Annotated in this window: 13 protein-coding genes; 6 read left to right on the forward strand and 7 right to left on the reverse strand. The window is 65.0% G+C overall.

Annotated features, from left to right (window positions below; all coding sequences use genetic code 11):
- Window positions 1-181 precede the first annotated feature (181 nt).
- The 7 genes from I6F24_RS13980 to I6F24_RS14010 all read right to left on the reverse strand — a co-directional run bounded on the left by I6F24_RS13980 (window position 182) and on the right by I6F24_RS14010 (window position 5,769).
- Window positions 182-955, reverse strand: a complete 774-nt coding sequence (locus tag I6F24_RS13980) for a thioesterase family protein (RefSeq protein WP_035997551.1) — start codon at window positions 953-955, stop codon at window positions 182-184.
- 22 nt (window positions 956-977) lie between these two features.
- Window positions 978-1,946 carry a nitronate monooxygenase family protein gene (locus I6F24_RS13985; protein WP_225111599.1) on the reverse strand — a complete coding sequence of 323 codons (969 nt, stop codon included), beginning with the start codon at window positions 1,944-1,946 and terminating at the stop codon, window positions 978-980.
- Between the two features lie 271 nt (window positions 1,947-2,217).
- Complete coding sequence (locus tag I6F24_RS13990; protein ID WP_035997546.1) at window positions 2,218-3,618, reverse strand: aspartate ammonia-lyase; 1,401 nt, start codon at window positions 3,616-3,618, stop codon at window positions 2,218-2,220.
- 30 nt (window positions 3,619-3,648) lie between these two features.
- The gene (locus tag I6F24_RS13995) at window positions 3,649-4,191 is read right to left on the reverse strand and encodes a hypothetical protein (protein WP_036021240.1); all 543 of its coding nucleotides are present in this window, start codon (window positions 4,189-4,191) and stop codon (window positions 3,649-3,651) included.
- A gap of 47 nt (window positions 4,192-4,238) precedes the next feature.
- On the reverse strand, window positions 4,239-4,841 hold the full coding sequence (locus tag I6F24_RS14000) for a YqaA family protein (RefSeq protein ID WP_081492862.1): 603 nt from the start codon (window positions 4,839-4,841) through the stop codon (window positions 4,239-4,241).
- A gap of 46 nt (window positions 4,842-4,887) precedes the next feature.
- On the reverse strand, window positions 4,888-5,292 hold the full coding sequence (gene hisE, locus I6F24_RS14005; protein ID WP_225149326.1) for a phosphoribosyl-ATP diphosphatase: 405 nt from the start codon (window positions 5,290-5,292) through the stop codon (window positions 4,888-4,890).
- A gap of 117 nt (window positions 5,293-5,409) precedes the next feature.
- Entirely contained in the window at window positions 5,410-5,769 is a 360-nt protein-coding gene (locus tag I6F24_RS14010) for a hypothetical protein (protein ID WP_074447683.1), read from the reverse strand.
- 227 nt (window positions 5,770-5,996) lie between these two features.
- Here I6F24_RS14010 and I6F24_RS14015 point away from each other — a divergent pair, with 227 nt between their 5' ends.
- From I6F24_RS14015 to I6F24_RS14040, 6 genes are all read left to right on the forward strand, one after another.
- Entirely contained in the window at window positions 5,997-7,046 is a 1,050-nt protein-coding gene (locus I6F24_RS14015; RefSeq protein WP_036021232.1) for an ABC transporter substrate-binding protein, read from the forward strand.
- A gap of 81 nt (window positions 7,047-7,127) precedes the next feature.
- On the forward strand, window positions 7,128-8,924 hold the full coding sequence (locus I6F24_RS14020; RefSeq protein ID WP_036021230.1) for a glucan ABC transporter ATP-binding protein/ permease: 1,797 nt from the start codon (window positions 7,128-7,130) through the stop codon (window positions 8,922-8,924).
- 189 nt (window positions 8,925-9,113) lie between these two features.
- Window positions 9,114-10,619: a D-alanyl-D-alanine carboxypeptidase family protein gene (locus I6F24_RS14025; protein WP_074447682.1), complete on the forward strand. Its 1,506-nt coding sequence runs from the start codon at window positions 9,114-9,116 to the stop codon at window positions 10,617-10,619.
- 189 nt (window positions 10,620-10,808) lie between these two features.
- On the forward strand, window positions 10,809-12,494 hold the full coding sequence (locus tag I6F24_RS14030; protein WP_225149327.1) for a long-chain fatty acid--CoA ligase: 1,686 nt from the start codon (window positions 10,809-10,811) through the stop codon (window positions 12,492-12,494).
- Between the two features lie 15 nt (window positions 12,495-12,509).
- A complete protein-coding gene (locus I6F24_RS14035) occupies window positions 12,510-13,064 on the forward strand; it encodes a DUF924 family protein (protein WP_036021216.1) in 555 nt (184 codons plus the stop codon).
- Between the two features lie 108 nt (window positions 13,065-13,172).
- Complete coding sequence (locus I6F24_RS14040) at window positions 13,173-13,658, forward strand: peroxiredoxin (protein WP_028180275.1); 486 nt, start codon at window positions 13,173-13,175, stop codon at window positions 13,656-13,658.
- The last annotated feature ends 113 nt before the right edge of the window (window positions 13,659-13,771 follow it).

The following is a 13,771-nucleotide window of genomic DNA, read 5'->3' on the forward strand; positions in this document are numbered from 1 at the left end:
ATCATCGTGGTGCTGTGGGGGATCAAGATCTTCTACGGTGTGTGAACTGGCAGGATGCCCTGGTCGAACACGACCTTGCATCCCTTCCGCGGCGGCGGAAGTCTGCCGTTCAATCCCGCGATGCGCGAGATAGCTCTCACACGATCGGTGTCATCGCCCGGCTGATCGCACATAGCGCCTCTCACCGCTTCTCGATCACGAGGCTCTGCACCGCGCGGCCGAAATAGCCCTGGCGGTCGGCGAGGCGTGACATCGCAAGGCCCGCGCCGTCGGGGCCGATCCAGGAATCGCCGTCGAGCAAAATCCACTCGCCGACCGGCTGGCGCGCAAAGCTCACGGTGAGGTCGGCGTTGATGTAGGTCCAGGCGCGGAAATCGAGCGTCGAGGCGGTGCCGTTGGAGAAGTCGGCGGCGACCACGGCGCGCATCGCCTGCGAGACGGCCTCGCCTTCGATCAGCGGATGGTCGACACGAAACCAGATCGCGCCGGCGCCGGCCTGGCCGAAGCGGCCGCGCGCGGCGCGCATCGAGACCGATCGCACGAACGGGCTGGTGGCGGCGTGACCGTCCTCGACCAATGAATCCTCCGGCGACGGCAACGTGACCGGAAGTTCCTCGACCTCGTCGGGCAGCGTCAGCGCCTGGCGCCTGATCTTGAGCACGGTGGCGCCGACCACCTGCACGCCGTCGGCGAGCAGCTTGATCCCGCAGAGCTGGATCTTGCGGCCCTCGCGCAAGATTTCGGTGGCGATCGTGAGCGGCGCCACCGGTACCGGGCGCATCAGATCGATGGTCACGCGCGCGACATCCATCGGCACCGCCGCAGGGATGCGCTCAGCCGCCCATGTCACCAGCGATGCCGGTGCCGAGCCGTGCTGCATGCGCCGGTCCCAGGGGCCGGCTGCATCGGGGCTGGTGACGACGTCGTTGCCGTCGACGCGGTAAATGGGGGGCATGCAGCACTCGATCTGGGTGCGATCACAACGGCGGATCGATCGCTTCGTCGTATTCCTTCTTGAAGCGCGCGATCAGCTCGGCCGCCGGCACGACCTTGTCGATGCTGCCGATGCCCTGGCCGCTTCCCCAGATCTCCTTCCAGGCCTTCGGCTTGGCGCGCTCGCCGGAGGCGTCGGTGCCGAAGTTCATCTTGGAGGGATCGGACGTCGGCAGATTTTCGGGGTCCATGCCCGCCGCCAGGATCGAGGGCTTCAGATAATTGCCGTGCACGCCGGTGAAGAGATTGGAATAGACGATGTCGTCGGCGCTCGAGCCCGCGATCATCTCCTTGTACTTCTCGACCGCATTGGCCTCCTTGGTCGCGATGAAGGCCGAACCGATATAGGCGAAGTCGGCCCCCAGGATGCGCGCGGCGCGGATCGCCTTGCCGTTGCCGATCGCACCCGACAGCGCGATCGGACCGCCGAACCATTTTCGTGTCTCGGCCACGAAGGCCAGCGGCGAGATGGTGCCGGCATGGCCGCCGGCGCCGGCCGCGACCAGGATCAGGCCGTCGGCGCCCTTCTCGATCGCCTTGTGCGCGAATTTCTGGTTGATCACGTCGTGGAAGACGATGCCGCCCCAGCCGTGCACGGCCTGGTTCAGCTCCTCGCGGGCGCCGAGCGAGGAGATGATCATCGGCACCTTGTACTTGGCGCAGAGCTGCATGTCGTGGTCGAGCCGGTTGTTCGACTTGTGCACGATCTGGTTGACCGCGAACGGCGCCGACGGCCTGTCGGGATGAGCGCGGTCATAGGCCGCGAGCTCTTCGGTGATCCGCGCCAGCCATTCGTCCAGCAGCTCCGGCGGCCGCGCATTCAGCGCCGGAAACGAGCCGACCACACCCGCCTTGCACTGCGCGATCACGAGATCGGGCACCGAGATGATGAAGAGCGGCGAGCCGATCACGGGGATCGACAGGCGCCCCTTGAACAAGGCAGGCATGGACATTGCAGTACGATCCTCTCAGCCGGTCAAATTGAAGTTGGGAGCCATACCAACAAGGCAATCTTTCCACTGTCAAGTATTGCGTTTTGGCGCCGCAGCGGAGGCCATTGCCGCAATTCCAAGCAGCGGAATTCCTCACCCGTCATTCCGGGACGAGGCGGAGCGTCCAGCTATGATGCGCGATTGCGCATCAGAGAATCCATCGGGCGTCAGCACGCGTGGCGAAATGGATTCCGGGCTCGCGCTTCGCGCGCCCCGGAATGACAGCGACCGCCTACCCGATCAAATCCGGGTTGATCAGCCGCTCGAACGAGAACATCTCGTCCCACTTCTCCTGCGTCAGCAGCTTGCGTTCGGTCACGACGATCTGGTGCAGCGACTTGCCGGTCTTGTAGCCTTCGCGCGCGATCTCGGCGCATTGCTTGTAGCCGAGCAGCGGCTTCAGCACCGTGACGATGCCGAGCGAGTTCAGCACCATGTTGCGGGTGTGCTCCTCGTTGGCGGTGATGCCGACGACGCAATTCTCGCGCAGGCTGTTGACCGCGCGCTCCATGGTGCGGATCGAGAAGAACAGCGCGAACGAGATCACCGGCTCCATCACGTTGAGCTGGAGCTGGCCGGCGCTTGCCGCCAGCGTCACCGTGGTATCGAGGCCGATGACGAGGAAGCTGGTCTGGTTGACGACTTCGGGAATGACCGGATTGACCTTGCCGGGCATGATCGAGGAGCCCGGCTGAAGCTGCGGCAGGTTGATCTCGTTCAAGCCCGCGCGCGGACCGGAAGCGAGCAGGCGGATGTCGTTGCAGATTTTCGTCAGCTTGCTGGCCGTGCGCTTGAGAACGCCGGAGAGCTGCACATAGGCGCCGGTGTCGGAGGTCGCCTCGACGAGATCGCCGGCGAGGATGAAATCGACGCCTGTGAGCGCGCTGAGGTGCCGGACGGCGAGCTTGGGATAACCGACCGCCGCCGTGACGGAGGTGCCAATCGCGGTGGCGCCGAGATTGATCTCGCGCAGCAGCGCGCGCGCTTCCGAGATGCGGTCGACCTCCTCGCCGATCGTGGTGCCCCAGCCCCGGAATTCCGCGCCGAGCGACATCGGCACCGCGTCCTGCAGATGCGTGCGGCCCATCTTCAGCACCCGCTCGAACTCGCGTCCCTTGGCGAAGAAGGCTTCCTGGAGCTGACGCAACGCCGTCATGTAGCTCTCGAGCCGCAGGATCAGGGCCAGCCGAAAGGCGGTCGGATAGGTGTCGTTGGTGGACTGGCCGTAATTGACGTGATCGTTCGGACTGACGTGCTGGTAGTCGCCCTTGGCAAAGCCGAGCGATTCCAGCGCGAGGTTCGCGATCACCTCGTTGGCGTTCATGTTGGTCGACGTGCCGGCACCGCCCTGGATGAAATCGGTGACGAACTGATCCATCATGTCGCCCGCGATGACGCGGTCGCAGCCGAGGATGATGGCGTCCGCGACCTTGGCGTCGATCGCGCCGAGGTCGCGATTGGCCATCGCGGCGGCCTTCTTGACGTAACCGAGCGCCTTCACGAAGTAAGGCTCCTGGTTCATCGGAATGCCGGTGATGTGGAAGTTCTCCTTACCCCGGATGGTCTGGACGCCGTAATAGATGTCGTCGGCGATCTCACGCTGTCCGAGGAAGTCCTGCTCCGTGCGGCTCATGGGCGCTCCTTGGTTCTCGCGCGCCGGCCTTCAGTTCTGGCACAGCGCGCTGGTCACGAAAGTGTCGGTGCGGCAGTCGTCCGGTTTACGTTGCCGGCCCGGGATCAGGACCTTGGCCGAGCATTTTTCCGCGGAGTCGGCGTTCAGGCTCTTGCCTTCCTTGTAGCCCTTGCCCTGGCAGAGCTGGTCGGCCGCCTGCTTGCAGTCGGGCGCGCCGTTCGCAGAGACCGGGCAGATCACGCGCCCCGACACCATGGTCGAAGGCTTGGCCAGCCGCGACAGGTCGTCCATGGTTTCACTGGGGCTTTTGATCGGCGGCAGGATCGAAGGCAGCTTGTCGAACAGCTTGCCCATTTCGTTGATCAGCCCGGGATTCTCCTCGCGCGCCGGCGGCGCCGAGGGAGCGGGCGTGGATGGCGACGGGCCGGCCTGCGCTCCCTGCTGCTGAAGGCCGAGCGCCGGCGGGGCGGATTGCGGCCGGGCCGTCCCTCCGGCAGCGAGCAGCAGCAGCAGCAGCGCTGTCGACATCAGCGTCCCATGCCGTGCCGCCGGATTGCCGGATCGAACCATCATGACGACAACCGTAGCCGAAGCCGGCGCGGCGGCAAAGCGCCGCGGCTCTAGATCAGCTTGATGGCGATAACGAAGCCGAGCACCAGCACGATCGCGCCGAGCGCGACCCACAATCCGAGATGCCGCTCGATCCTGACCCGGATCCAGTCACCGTAGCGGTTGAGCAGGATCGCGACGACGAAGAAGCGTCCGCCGCGCGCGACGATCGAGCACAGGACGAACAGGAGGATGTTGTAACCGGCAAAGCCCGAGGTGATGGTGACGAGCTTGTAGGGGATCGGCGTCAGTCCTTTGAGCAGGATGATGACCGCACCCCATTCCGCATAGGAGGCGCGGAAGGCGTCAACCTTGTCGGCGAGGCCGTAGACCTGGATCAGCCACTGGCCGACCGAGTCGAACAGCAGCGCGCCGATGGCGTAGCCGACGACGCCGCCGAGCACCGAGGTCACGGTGCAGATCGCGGCATAGAACCAGGCGCGCTGCGGCCGCGCCAGGGACATCGGAATCAGCATCACATCCGGCGGGACCGGAAAGAAGGAGCTTTCGGCGAAGGACACGATGCCCATGATCCAGAGCGCATAGGGCTTGTGGGCGGCGTCGATGCACCAGTCGTACATTCGTTTCAGCATGGCGCCGCGATGAAGCACCATGGGACGGATTTGTCCATCGCCAGTTTTTGAGCGATTTGTGACGTTTCTAGTGGCGCTTGCGCGCGGCACGGCCGTCGAGCGCGACAATAGGCCGCCGCGAGGCTATGCGCGGTGACGCGACTTTGGGCAATTTCGGCGGCGACTTCGGCAGTTTCTCGGCAATTCCGAGCATGTCCTCCCGCCGCGTCATTTCCCGCCAGACGTCCTCGGGGCGCATTCCGGCCGCAGCCCACAGCACGGTGAGATTGTAGAGCAGGTCGGCGCTTTCCCGGATCACGGCCTCGCTATCGCCATTGACCGCATCGATGACGACTTCGATGGCCTCTTCGGCGAGCTTCTTTGCCATTTTTGAGGGCCCACGCTGAAACAGCCCGGCCGTGCGCGATGTTGCCGGATCAAGGTCTCTGGCCGCGAGCACAGCCAGATATAGCCGCTCAAGCGAATCACTCATGGTACGCAAAACTACTCGAAACAAATGGCCGGCGTGTTAACACGCGGCAATGTAAGCAAAAAACAGGCCGCCGCGGCAAGCGCGACGGCCTGTTCGTCGATCAGAATGGCCGATCCGTCAATAGCAGCTGTAGCCGGAATAGCCGTGGGCGCAGGGGTTCTTGTAGCCGCCATAGGTGTAGCGGCGGCCCGAGTCGTAATAATAAGAACCATAGCCGGGGCCGCTGTAATAGGCCGGGCCGCCCTCGTAATAGTAAACCGGACCCGGATCATAGGCGTAGGCATTGCGGCTGGCTGCGATCGCGAGGCCGGTCGCGGCGAGGCCGAACATCGCGGCAGCAGCGGCGCCGCCACCACCGCCATGCCAATGACGACCGCCCGCGTAAGAGGCGGTGGGTGCAGCGGCAGTCAGGGCCACCACGGCGGCCGTGGCCAGAACGGCCTTGCGGCCGACGAACTTCGAAAGGCTGTCAAACATGATCTGGACCCTCCTTGGGACCTCGGATTGTGCCTGACGACAGGCTGATGTCAGTCAAACACTCACCACCTAAGTAGGTTCCCCAACCCCAACACAAGCTGAACGGGGTTGCGTAACGATGCCGCAAGCCCGCTCATCCGCCGTTCATGTTCGCGCGCGCACGTTCGTCGCGGGCCGGCGCTTGCCAAGCGTCACGAAACCATAACATTGCGGGGCCGGCGCGACCGATGTCCGGATTCAAGACGATCGCCCTTCAATACCTTTTGGCCCTTGCAATCGCGTTCACCGCATCGACGGTGCGCGAATGCATTGCGGCCGAGAGCGGCACTCCCTCGACCGCCATCCATTTCACCTTCGACCGTCCTATCGATGCGAGCATGGCGCCATTCTTCCTTGCGGCGAAGGACGGCAGGTTCGGCGCCGAGCATCTCAACGTGTCGTTCAACAGCGCGAGCGGATCGCCAGAGGCGCTCGCACGGCTCGCCAAAGGCGACAGCGAGCTCGCGCTCGTCGACATCAACGAGCTGATACGCTTTCGTGACAAGGACGACGCGGCGCCGGTCAAGGCCGTGTTCGTGCTGTTCGACCGCGCGCCTTACGCGATCGTCGCGCGCAAAAGCCGCGGCATCCGTCTCCTGCCCGACCTCGACGGCAAGACCGTCGGCGTTGCCGACGGCGATCTGTCGATGCGGCTGTGGCCGGCGCTGGCGCAGCAGAACGGCATCAAGGCATCGCACGTCAAATTCCACAAGATCAGTGCCGCGGTGCGCGAGCCGATCCTGTCCGCAGGACAGGTCGATGCCGTCGCCGGCTTCAGCTATCTCTCGGCGGTGAACCTGCGTGATCGCGGCGTACCCGAAGCCGATCTCGTCGTGCTGCGCTATGCGGACTACGGCTGTGAGGCCTACGGCTTTGCCGTGGTCGCCAACACCGCCTTCGCCGCAGCGAAGCCGGATGCCGTGAAAGGCTTCGTCCGCGCCTTGATCGCGGGCATCACCGCGACGGCCAGGGAGCCGGCGCGTGCGGCGGAGGAGGCCGCGAGCCGCATCGAGGACGGCGACCGCAATTTGGAGCTGAAGCGCCTGCATGCGGTCCTTGCCGACAATATCCTGACCGACGAGGTCAAGCGCTACGGCCTCGGCGGCGTCGAGCCGGCGCGCCTGGAACGTTCGATTGATCAGATCGCGCGGGACTTCAAATTCCGCAAACGGCCGACGGCTCGCGACGTCTTCGACGGCCAGTTCCTGCCGCCGCTGGCAGAGCGGCTGATCAACTGAGCAAAACTGAAAGCTTGCGCTGTATCTCGCGGCGGTCCCTGCTTAGAATGTGAGCTCCGTCGTCACCGAGTCCCCGCCCGCATGTCCATCCTCCGACTCTACACCCGCGTTCTCGAGTTGCTCGGCAAGGAGGCGCGGCTGGGCTGGCTGCTCGCGGTCGCCAACCTCCTGCTGGCGGGATCCCAGTTCGCCGAGCCCGTGCTGTTCGGCCGGATCGTCGACGTGCTCTCGGGTAAGACCGTGGCCGGCTCGAGCTCGGCCTGGCCGTTCCTGGTCGCCTGGGTCGCGTTCGGACTGTTCACCATCGTCTGCAGCGCGCTGGTGGCCTTGCAGGCCGACCGGCTCTCGCATCGTCAGCGCCAGGCGGTGCTGACCGACTATTTCGAGCACATCCTGCAGCTGCCCTTGACCTTCCACTCCGGCACCCATTCCGGCCGGCTGATGAAGGTCATGCTCAACGGCACGGACGCGCTGTGGCGGCTGTGGCTCGGCTTTTTCCGCGAGCATTTTGCCGCGATCCTTTCGGTCCTGGTGCTGCTGCCGTTGTCGCTCTACCTGAACTGGCGGCTGGCGATCCTCCTGTTCGTGCTCTGCATCGTTTTCACGGCGCTGACCACCTTCGTGGTGCGCAGGACCTTCGGCATGCAGATGGCGGTCGAGGAGCACTACAGCGAGCTCTCCGCGCGCGCGTCTGATGCGCTCGGCAACGTCGCGCTGGTGCAGAGCTTCGTGCGCGTCGAATCCGAGGTCAAGGGGCTGCGCTCGGTCGCCGACGAGCTGCTGGCCGCGCAGATGCCGGTGTTGTCGTGGTGGGCGCTGGTCACGGTGATCACGCGCGCCTCCACCACCATCACGGTGCTCGCGATCTTCACCCTCGGCATCGCGTTGCACGACCAGGGCCTGACCTCGGTCGGCGAGATCGTGATGTTCGTGAGCTTCGCGACGCTGCTGATCCAGAAGCTCGAGCAGGTGGTCAGCTTCATCAACAACGTGTTCATGGAAGCTCCGCGGCTGCGCGAGTTCTTCAATGTGCTCGACGCCGTGCCCGCGGTGCACGACCGGCCCGACGCAATCGATGCCGGCAGGCTGTCGGGCCTCGTCGAGTTCCACGACGTCACGTTCTCCTATGACGGCAAGCGGCCGGCGATCGAGGACCTCACCTTCACCGCGCTGCCGGGCCAGACCATTGCGCTGGTCGGCCCGACCGGAGCCGGCAAGTCCACCGCGATTGCGCTCCTGCACCGGGCCTTCGATCCGCAATCCGGCGTCATCAAGATCGACGGCATGGACGTGCGCGGCGTCACGTTGACCTCGCTGCGGCGGAACATCGGTGTCGTGTTCCAGGAAGCGCTGCTGTTCAACCGCTCGATCGCGGAGAACTTGCGCGTCGGCAAGCCGGATGCGACCGAGGCCGAGATGCGTAAGGCGGCGGAGCGCGCGCAGGCGCTGGAATTCATCGAACGCAGCGGCGGCTTCGAGACCAATGCCGGCGAGCGCGGCCGCATGCTCTCCGGCGGCGAACGGCAGCGGCTCTCGATCGCCCGCGCCCTGCTGAAGGACCCGCCGATCCTGATCCTGGACGAGGCGACCTCCGCGCTCGACGCGGTCACCGAGGTCAAGGTGAACGCCGCTCTCGACGAAGTGATGAGGGGCCGCACCACCTTCGTGATCGCCCATCGCCTCTCCACCATCCGAAACGCCACGCGGATCCTGGTGTTCGAGAATGGGCGGGTGATCGAAACCGGAACTTTCGATGAACTCGTGGCCAAAGGCGGCCATTTTGCCGAGATGGCCAAGGCCCAGTTCATGGTGCAGGAGAACGCACGGGCCAGCGTGACGGCCGCCGAGGCTGCCGCGACAGCTGTCAAATCCCCCTAGCAAGTCCCGAGAGGACCGTCGAAATTCGGCCTACTTCGTTGCGGAATACCGCGCCGATCCCCCTATTCTCGACGCACCAGCCGGTATAGGTTTGCGACGCCGCAAGCGGCGGCGCTGGATTTCAGAACCGACAATCAGATCACGAGAACCGGCCGTATCAGGCTGATCTCCAAGGACCGGAATCGGATAGTGCACGCCCTTCGCCCGCTGCTTCGCAAATCCCTGTTCAACCTGTTCGCTGCGACGCTCGCCTGTGCCGCGATGCTCGCGCCGCGCACGGCGAGCGCCGAAGCGCTCCTGCTGATCGAGGCCGACAGCGGCAAGGTGCTGCAGGCCGAAAACGCGACCCTTCCCTGGTACCCGGCCTCCGTCACCAAGATCATGACCGCCTATGTGACGCTGAAGGCGGTCAAGGACGGCAGGCTGACGCTCGACACGCTGCTCACGGTGTCGCCGACCGCGGCCTCGCAATCGCCATCGAAGATGGGGTTCCGCCCGGGAACCCAAGTCACCGTCGACAACGCGCTGAAGATGATGATGGTCAAGTCGGCGAACGACATGGCCGTGGTGCTCGCCGAAGGCGTCAGCGGCTCGGTCGACGGCTTCTCCGCGGTGATGAACGACACCGCGAGGAAGCTCGGCATGGCGCAGACGAGCTATGTCAATCCAAACGGCCTGCCCGCCGAAGGCCAGATCACCTCTGCGCGCGACCTCGGCATCTTGGCGCGGTCTTTCCTGCGCGACCTGCCGGAATACGAGTACTACATGCATATCCCGGCGATCCGCTTCGGCAAGCGCGTCACCGGCAATTTCAACAAGCTGATCGGCCGCTATCCCGGCGCCGACGGGTTCAAGACCGGCTTCATCTGCGCCTCCGGCTACAACCTCGTCGCCTCGGCCACGCGCAACGGCCGCCGGCTGATCGCGGTGGTGCTCGGTGCAAACTCCGGCACGGCACGCGCGGTGAAGGCGGCGCAGCTGCTGGAGCGTGGCTTCGCTCCGGACAACCTCACCTGGCTGCGCCCCTCGCTCGGCACGGTCGACAATCTCGTGCCGGTCGATGCCACGCCGCCGAACCTGCGCGACGAGATGTGCGGACCCAACCGCAAGCGGCCGGCCAGCGACGACGACGATGCGCTGATTGCGGCCAGTGGCGGCGCGACCGGATCGGGCTCCGCCACCGGCGGCGCGGCCCAGTTCACCTTCTTCACGGCAGGCCTGCAGCCGCCGCTGATGAAAGCTTCCGAGCTGATGGCCTCGGCTGCGGCTCCGACCGAGCCCGTGCTGGTCTATACCGGCCCGACCCGCACCGGCACCGCCCTGATTGCCGCTGTGGCAGCCGATGCCGACCAGCAGGCCGCGTCCAAGCCGCGCGCCAAGAAGCCGCGCGTCGCCAAGAAGCCAGACGCCGCCGACAAGCCGGCCGATAAGCCCAAGGACACCAAGACCGCGGCGGCCAAGCCGGATGCCAAGCCGACTGACGGCAAGGCGGCCAAGCCGGCCACGCCCCAACCGGCCGCAACCAAGCCGGCTGGCGCCAAGCATGCCGCGACCAAGCCGGATGCGGTGGCGAAGCCCGCCGAGAAGCCTTCGGCCGGCGGCGATCAGGCGGCGAAGCCCGCCAAGCCCAAGGCAGCGACGACCCCCGCCGCGACGAAGCCTCCCGCCGCGGCCAAGCCGGCCAACAACAGTTAACGCCGCTCGGCACTAAACCGCAGCCCCGCTTCGCACCTGCGGCAGCACCGTTTGCGACGATTCCAGTAGCGACGGCCCGACCTTTGCCCTAAGCCACGATGGCTTGCCACCCGTTCCGGCAAGCTGGATACTGGCGACAACGAGGCAAGCCCGAGAACAACGGGCCCTGGTCAATGAGGGGAGTCTTCCATGGAGCGCATCTGGCTCAAGCAATATCCGCCCGGCGTGCCTGCCGATATCGAGCCGACGCAATACGCATCGCTGGTCGACCTGCTGGAGGAGAGCTTCACCAAGTTCGCCGACCGCAAGGCATTCATCTGCATGGACAAGTCGATCAGCTATCGCGACCTCGACCAGATGTCGGTCGCGCTTGCCGCTTACTTGCAGGGCCGCGGGCTGCAGCGCGGCGCGCGTATCGCCATCATGATGCCGAACGTGCTGCAATACCCGGTCGCGACGGCCGCCGTGCTGCGCGCCGGTTTCGCGGTGGTCAACGTCAACCCGCTCTATACGCCGCGCGAGCTCGAGCACCAGCTGAAGGATTCGGGCGCCGAAGCGATCATCGTGCTGGAGAACTTCGCCCACACCGTCGAGCAGGTGATCGCGAGGACGCAGGTGAAGCACGTCATCGTCGCCAGCATGGGCGACCTGCTCGGCTTCAAGGGCGTGATCGTCAACCTCGTCGTCCGCCGGGTCAAAAAGATGGTACCGGCCTGGTCGTTGCCGGGGTCGGTCTCCTTCAACGACGCGCTGTCCGCCGGCCGTGGCATGACGTTCAACAAGCCGAAGCTGTCGCCCGGTGACGTCGCCTTCCTGCAATATACCGGCGGCACCACCGGCGTCTCCAAGGGCGCCACGTTGCTTCATCGCAACATCGTCGCCAACGTCTTGCAGAACGATGCCTGGCTGCAGCCGGCGCTCGCTTCGCCGCCGCATGTCGAGCAGCTCATGATCGTCTGCGCGCTGCCGCTCTATCACATCTTCGCGCTGACGGCCTGTTATCTGCTGGCTGTGCGCGCCGGCGGCTGCAACCTGCTGATCCCGAACCCGCGCGACATACCCGGCTTTATCAAGGAGCTGGCGAAATACCAGGTCAACACCTTCCCGGCCGTGAACACGCTCTACAACGCCTTGATGAACCATCCCGACTTCAAGAAGCTCGACTTCTCCAAGCTGAAGATCTCGAACGGCGGCGGCATGGCGGTGCAGCGCCCCGTTGCCGAGCAATGGAAGAACATCACAGGCTGCAGCATCGCCGAGGGCTACGGCCTGTCGGAGACGTCGCCTGTCCTGACCTGCAATCCGCCCACGGCGACCGAGTTCGCCGGCTCGATCGGCATCCCCGTGCCGTCGACTTACATCTCGATCCGGGACGACGAGGGCAACGAGGTCCCGCTCGGCCAGGCGGGCGAGATCTGCGCCAAGGGCCCGCAGGTGATGTCCGGCTACTGGAACAGGCCGGAAGAGACCGCCAAGGTGATGACCGCGGACGGCTATTTCCGCACCGGCGACATCGGCGTGATGGACGAGAGGGGCTATATCAAGATCGTCGACCGCAAGAAGGACATGATCCTGGTCTCCGGCTTCAACGTCTATCCGAACGAGGTCGAGGAAGTCATCGCGAGCCATCCAGGCGTGCTCGAATGCGCCGTGATCGGCATCCCCGATTCCAAGTCGGGCGAAGCGGTGAAGGCCTTCGTGGTGAAGAAGGACCCGAACCTCACGGCGGATGCCGTGATCAAGTTCTGTCACGACCAGCTCACCGGCTACAAGGTGCCCAAGCACGTCGAATTCCGCAATGACCTGCCGAAGACCAATGTCGGCAAGATCCTGCGTCGGCAGCTTCGCGACGAGAAGAAGGCGGAGGCGGCGTAAGGCGCGCCTCCGTTCATGGCTGACGCCCGCGACATCACGCCATCAGGCGTTCTCGCCTTCTGGCGAGAGGCCGGGCGCCAACGCTGGTACGAGCGCAGCGATGATTTCGATGCGGAGATACGACGCCGCTTTCTCTCGCTGTGGCAGAAGGCAGCCGCCGGCGAGCTTGCCTCATGGGAGACAAGCGACGACGGCGTGCTGGCACTCGTCATCGTGCTCGACCAGTTTCCCCGCAACATGTTTCGCGGCACGCCGCAGGCCTTTGCCAGCGACGCACAGGCGCGCGACGTCGCCCGCCGCGCCATCGCGCGCGGCGTCGATCGCAGGGTCGATCCCCTCCTGCTGGAATTCCTCTATTTGCCCTTCATGCATTCCGAGCACCTGGCCGACCAGTTGCATTGCGTCGCGCTGTTTCGAAACACCGACAATACCGAAAGCCTGAAATACGCGCGCGACCACGCCGATATCATCGCGCGGTTCGGCCGCTTTCCCCACCGCAACCGTCTCCTCGGCCGCGACACCACCGAGGAGGAGCAGGCCTTCCTCGACGGCGGCGGTTTTGCCGGCTGATGACATCACGGTGAACGGCCGCCATCCTCGCCGCTTCCGCCACTGGCAATATTGTGCAGGCCCGCCGCCCGGTCTAAAAAGCGGGACCGATTTTCAGGGAGACTGACGATGGCGATCCAGATTGGCGACAAGCTGCCCGAGGCGAAATTCCGCGTGATGACGGCGGAAGGCCCGCAGGTGAAGACCACCGACGACATCTTCAAGGGCAAGAAGGTGGCGCTGTTCGCGGTCCCCGGCGCCTATACCGGCACCTGCCACAAGATGCATCTGCCGAGCATCTTCCTCAACGCCTATGCCATGAAGGACAAGGGTGTCGACACCATCGCCATCGTCTCCGTCAACGACGCCTTCGTCATGAACGCCTGGAAGCGCGACACCGACCAGCGCGACGAGGCCGTCTTCCTCGCCGACGGCAATGCCGACTTCACCAAGGCGATCGGCATGGAGCTGGACGCCTCCGCCAACGGCCTCGGCATCCGCTCCAAGCGCTATTCGATGCTGATCGAGGACGGCGTGGTCAAGAAGCTGAACCTCGAGGCGATGCCCGGCAAGGTCGAGGTCTCCGGCGGCGATACGCTGCTCGGGCAGCTGTGAGGCGCCACCGGTCTTAGCCACACATGACGCTGTCATGCCCCGCGAAGGCGGGGCATCCAGTACGCCGAGGCTTCTCGGTTGAATCAGAAACGTATCGGAGTACTGGATCGCCC

This window comes from Bradyrhizobium sp. BRP23, assembly GCF_020194135.1.
GTDB lineage: Bacteria > Pseudomonadota > Alphaproteobacteria > Rhizobiales > Xanthobacteraceae > Bradyrhizobium > Bradyrhizobium yuanmingense.

Bases quoted from the DNA above. Each gene is read 5' to 3' on its own strand.
- I6F24_RS14035 (WP_036021216.1), top strand. From the start codon at position 12,510: ATGGCTGACGCCCGCGACATCACGCCATCAGGCGTTCTCGCCTTCTGG.
- I6F24_RS14010 (WP_074447683.1), bottom strand. From the start codon at position 5,769: ATGTTTGACAGCCTTTCGAAGTTCGTCGGCCGCAAGGCCGTTCTGGCC.
- I6F24_RS13990 (WP_035997546.1), bottom strand. From the start codon at position 3,618: ATGAGCCGCACGGAGCAGGACTTCCTCGGACAGCGTGAGATCGCCGAC.
- I6F24_RS14020 (WP_036021230.1), top strand. From the start codon at position 7,128: ATGTCCATCCTCCGACTCTACACCCGCGTTCTCGAGTTGCTCGGCAAG.
- hisE (WP_225149326.1), bottom strand. From the start codon at position 5,292: ATGAGTGATTCGCTTGAGCGGCTATATCTGGCTGTGCTCGCGGCCAGA.
- I6F24_RS13980 (WP_035997551.1), bottom strand. From the start codon at position 955: ATGCCCCCCATTTACCGCGTCGACGGCAACGACGTCGTCACCAGCCCC.
- I6F24_RS13985 (WP_225111599.1), bottom strand. From the start codon at position 1,946: ATGTCCATGCCTGCCTTGTTCAAGGGGCGCCTGTCGATCCCCGTGATC.
- I6F24_RS14040 (WP_028180275.1), top strand. From the start codon at position 13,173: ATGGCGATCCAGATTGGCGACAAGCTGCCCGAGGCGAAATTCCGCGTG.
- I6F24_RS13995 (WP_036021240.1), bottom strand. From the start codon at position 4,191: ATGATGGTTCGATCCGGCAATCCGGCGGCACGGCATGGGACGCTGATG.
- I6F24_RS14030 (WP_225149327.1), top strand. From the start codon at position 10,809: ATGGAGCGCATCTGGCTCAAGCAATATCCGCCCGGCGTGCCTGCCGAT.
- I6F24_RS14015 (WP_036021232.1), top strand. From the start codon at position 5,997: ATGTCCGGATTCAAGACGATCGCCCTTCAATACCTTTTGGCCCTTGCA.
- I6F24_RS14000 (WP_081492862.1), bottom strand. From the start codon at position 4,841: ATGGTGCTTCATCGCGGCGCCATGCTGAAACGAATGTACGACTGGTGC.